This window comes from Cuspidothrix issatschenkoi CHARLIE-1, assembly GCF_002934005.1.
Lineage (GTDB): Bacteria > Cyanobacteriota > Cyanobacteriia > Cyanobacteriales > Nostocaceae > Cuspidothrix > Cuspidothrix issatschenkoi.
Genome location: NZ_PGEM01000061.1, coordinates 18,466 through 19,628, shown reverse-complemented (window position 1 = coordinate 19,628; position 1,163 = coordinate 18,466). Strand labels below are relative to the sequence as shown.

The window sequence follows — 1,163 nt, the reverse complement described above, 5'->3', positions numbered from 1 at the left end:
TTGTACCTCATTTGAATGAAATACACTGTAAATATATAATTTAATCTATAGTTAAGCACTAATAGTTATGATTCTATTTTTAGATAGGTTAATTCTTAAAATTTAATCACGATTAGTTTTAAACTATGAGAATTAAAGATATTTTTCAATCCTATAGACAAATCTAAAGGGGTTTTCTTGCATTTACTTAATTTTCTATCAGGAGTAGCAGATGAAAAAATTAATTAAAAGATTGGTTTCACTTTTCAGTGATCATAATTTTATGCAGATGATTGAAATTATTGAAGTAATAGTTTCAAAATTGCTATCTCTGTTGATGGTAATAGTAATTTTTTTGAGTCTAATTGATTTAGGAAAATTTATTATTACAGAAATTCTTTCTCCGGAAAAAGGTAGTTTTAGTCAAACATTATTTCAAACTTTTGGTTTATTTTTAAATGTTTTAATTGCTTTGGAAATATTAGAAAATATTACTGGCTATTTAAAAAAGCACGTTTTACAGGTTGAATTAGTTATTGTAACTTCTTTAATTGCTATTGCCAGAAAAATTATTATTCTTGATTTAAAAGCTACTGAAGGGATAGAAATTATTGGTTTAGGTATTGCGATTCTTTCTTTATCAATTAGTTATCTAATAATTCGGAGTAGTCATCCTAAATAAAGATTATTAAATTCAGATTTTGTAATTCCTCATTAGAGAACTGAAGTCCTGACTACGAAACAGTCTCCATATTTTTTACATGGCTTAATTTACTTTGATTTATTCTCTTCTACTTACTTCGTGTATTAAAATCTAAGATTCTGGTATAGTGCTATAGATGATACTTTTTCACAAGTAGGTAAAAGGCGATGATTAAACTTGACCAGTTTTTAAAATTTGCGGGTATCACCTCTACCGGAGGTCAAGCTAAACTAATGATTATTGATGGTGAGGTAAAAGTTAATGGTATGGTGGAAACGAGAAGAGGACGGAAATTAGTAGATGATGATGAGGTGACAGTGGGTGGACAAACTCTCAAAGTCGGGGAAGTAATCTCAGATACTGCTGATTAATTTTAATATCTACATTCTTACTGTCACTTTTTTTGTTACGAAAACATCCAATGATGTCTCCAAAATTCTCTACTAAACTCTGTTCAATTGCTTCTATTGATGCCACCTTT

2 protein-coding genes are annotated in these 1,163 nt (G+C 28.6%); both read left to right on the top strand.

Translation table 11 applies throughout. The annotated features are described in order from the left end of the window. Positions 1 to 211: 211 nt before the first annotated feature. On the top strand, positions 212 to 661 hold the full coding sequence (locus CUN59_RS09350; protein ID WP_104387594.1) for a phosphate-starvation-inducible PsiE family protein: 450 nt from the start codon (positions 212 to 214) through the stop codon (positions 659 to 661). 188 nt (positions 662 to 849) lie between these two features. Then, on the top strand, positions 850 to 1,053 hold the full coding sequence (locus CUN59_RS09345) for an RNA-binding S4 domain-containing protein (RefSeq protein ID WP_104387593.1): 204 nt from the start codon (positions 850 to 852) through the stop codon (positions 1,051 to 1,053). Positions 1,054 to 1,163: the final 110 nt, after the last annotated feature.

Coding starts and splice junctions, on each gene's coding strand:
- CUN59_RS09350 (WP_104387594.1), top strand. CDS start 212: ATGAAAAAATTAATTAAAAGATTGGTTTCACTTTTCAGTGATCATAAT.
- CUN59_RS09345 (WP_104387593.1), top strand. CDS start 850: ATGATTAAACTTGACCAGTTTTTAAAATTTGCGGGTATCACCTCTACC.